3 protein-coding genes are annotated in these 2,781 nt (G+C 53.7%); all 3 read right to left on the bottom strand.

Going from position 1 to position 2,781, the window contains the following annotated elements; translation table 11 throughout:
- Positions 1-152: 152 nt before the first annotated feature.
- Positions 153-446, bottom strand: a complete 294-nt coding sequence (locus tag N434_RS25680; protein WP_141401709.1) for a PDDEXK family nuclease — start codon at positions 444-446, stop codon at positions 153-155.
- A gap of 387 nt (positions 447-833) precedes the next feature.
- Entirely contained in the window at positions 834-2,567 is a 1,734-nt protein-coding gene (locus N434_RS25285; RefSeq protein WP_110760768.1) for a tetratricopeptide repeat protein, read from the bottom strand.
- The coding region (locus N434_RS26035) for a hypothetical protein (protein WP_210206065.1) at positions 2,564-2,781 on the bottom strand (218 nt) is incomplete at its 5' end. The genes N434_RS26035 and N434_RS25285, both read right to left, overlap by 4 nt.

Below are 2,781 nucleotides of genomic sequence, written 5' to 3'. Positions count from 1 at the left end.
GCATGAGATTTGTTTAAAACTCTTCATACACCGATATAATACCGAATTATTGCCCATTGTTGGCTAGGTATCACTTCAAAAATCACCACTACCCCAAAATGATTATAAATGAACTCATCTACTCGATCACATCAAAATTAACCACTACCCATTTATCTTTCGCTCTTTGTGATATTTGAGGGGTGGCATCTTTTTTTCCGTATTCTTTTCCCCGGACTACTATCTATTATTGAACAGACCGCACCTTCAGTCAGTTCTTTTTCCGCTGCTACGTCATCATCATTAGGGTCAATTTGTTTAACCTCGACGACAACCCTTTTGCCGGAAGGATAAATATCATAATCGGGTGTACGGTTTTTATCTCTCCTAATCTTTTCAATACGAATACCATTTTCACGACAATATTGCTCGAATAGCTGTTCCGACAATGTTTCGGCTTCGCTCATAATTCACCTTAAAATCTAACGGTTGATTAGATTGCACGCAGACATTATTGTATTAACGCGTAGATTGGGATGACGGCTGAACCCCAACGACAGAACCTCATCGACCTAACCATCGTGCATTTCCTTGCAGGTCAGATGTCGGGGTTCATTCCTTACCCCAACTACGGGCTTTGCGCTTTTGCGGTTTCAATCGATGCGGTTCGTTGCGCTCACCGCATCCTACGGGGCACATTTCATTTCCTCTGCGTTCTCTGTGCCTCTGTGGTTCAAACATTATTCGCGTGATTCGTAGTTTCCGATTCGTGTCTATTCGTGTTCATTCGTGGTTCCCGATTCGCGCGATTCGTATTCGCATAATTCGCGTGATTCGTAGTCGAATCGGAATCGCTACCAAGGCCGACTCTCCCGCAGGGGACCGCCGGACCGGCGCATGAATTGCATCTCTTCGAGCATGAATTGATTGCGCATCAGCAGGGAGGGGTCGCCTTCCACCTGCTCCAGGCGCTGCTCCATGATGGCCAGGCCGGGACCGCGCACCGGGAGTCCGCCCAACGCGGCCGCCGCGGCCTGCTCGGCAGTCGGCTCCTGGTCGGACATGGGTTGTGTGCCGAGTTGGTCGAAACGATCCACGGCATCCGCCGCGCCTTCTTCCGGCGGCATGTCCGGTGGTCCGTCCTTCGGTGGTTTGTCGGACCGCGCCCCACGGTCATCGGCCCGCGGTTTGTCCGATGGTTTCTCGGCCTTGCCGGGGGTCTCCCGCTTCTCGTCCGGGCGTTGGCCTTCTCCGGGCCTTTCCTCTTCGCCACCCTCGTTGGGTGATTCTTCCTTCTGCTCTTTCTTTCCTTTCCCCTTTTCGGTGTCTTGCTCTTCCTCGCCCCCGGTAGCCTCTTGCTCGGATTTTTGCTCTTCGCCCCCCGCGCTCTCTTCCTCGGGCTTCGGTTCTTCTCCGCCTTGGCCTTCTTCTTCGTCCCGGCGTTCTTCGTCCGCCCCGGTCTGTTCCGGGCGGTCTTTTTGGGATTGCTCGCCGCCGGCCTCTTTCTCGTCCGTTTTCCGCTCTTTTTTGCCGCTGGTCTGTTGTTCGGGGTCCTTTTCCTTACCCCCTTCTTGTTCCTGGGGTTCGCGTTGTTCTTCGCCGCCGGTGTCCTTTTCCTCTTGGGATTGTTTTTCTCCGGACTCGGTTTCCTGCCGTTCTTCTGTCCGGTCGCCCTCGCTGTCGGTTTTCTGCTCGTCTTTCTGACGACCCTTTTGGGAGTCCGTGGTCTCGGACTCGGACTTGCCTTCTTGTTCCTGCTCGGATGCCTTGCCCTTGGCCTGCTCGCTGTCTTCTTTCTGCTCTCCTTCGCTCTCTTCGCCGGGCTCGCCCTCCGAGGATTGCTGGCCGGAGCCGCTCTGCTGCTCGGATTCCTGTTGTTCTTGCTGTTCTTGCTTTTCTCCTTGTTGTTGTTCTTGCTGTTCCTGTTTCTCCCCCTGTTTTTGCTCTTGTTTTTCCTGCTTGTCTCCTTGCTTTTGTTCTTGCTGGTCCTGCTTTTCTCCCTGTTTTTGTTCTTGCTCTTCCTGCTTCTCTCCCTGCTTTTGCTCTTGTTGTTCCTGCTTCTCTCCCTGTTTTTGTTCTTGTTTTTCTTCCTGTTCCTGCTTTTGCTGTTCTTTTTCCTGATCTTTCTGTTCTTGGTCCTCCCTGGGTTGTTCTTTTTCTCCCTCTTTCTTTTCCTTTTCGTACATTTCCTGCTCGATACGCGCGAGCATGGCCCTGGCCAGGGAGAGGTTGTGGTGGGCGTCCTCGTGGTCCGGGTTGGTGCTCAACACGGTCTCGTAGGCCGTTGCGGCGCCCGCGAAATCACCGAGCTGAAAGCGGGCATTGCCCAGGTTGTAGCCGGCGTCTTCTTTTGCGGCGGGGCGCTGCACGCGACTGAAAGCGGTAGCGGCGTCCTGGTAGTTCCCGGACCGATAGAGGGCTACGCCGCGTCGGTACTGGTCGCCGAAGCCGGCGGCGGCCTGCTGGTAATCGCCGGTCTGGAAGTGCTGGTAGGCTTCTTGTTCCTGGTTCAGGAATAGGTCGGCCCGGGCCCCGGCGGCAAACACCAGGGAGAAGGCAGCAATCGTGATGGGCAGGATCTTAGTCATTTCTGGGCTCGGTTGCGAAAACTCACATAGGACGCGGTGAACTCCTGCTTACCGCCCTGGGACGGGGCGGCGAACCACATCGCCGGAATCTCAGCTTCAATGAAGCCACGGCTAGCTATGTATATTAGACTTGTTCCCGTTGATAACTCTCTGATATTTATAAATTTCATGAATCGACTGAGAGCAAAAAGAACTGATTCATTAACGAACCGGT

The organism is Rhizobium sp. UGM030330-04, from assembly GCF_003208455.1.
GTDB lineage: Bacteria > Pseudomonadota > Alphaproteobacteria > Rhizobiales > Rhizobiaceae > Agrobacterium > Agrobacterium rhizogenes_A.
The sequence above is the reverse complement of the archived record's forward strand: the minus strand, read 5'-3'. Positions and strand labels throughout refer to the sequence as shown.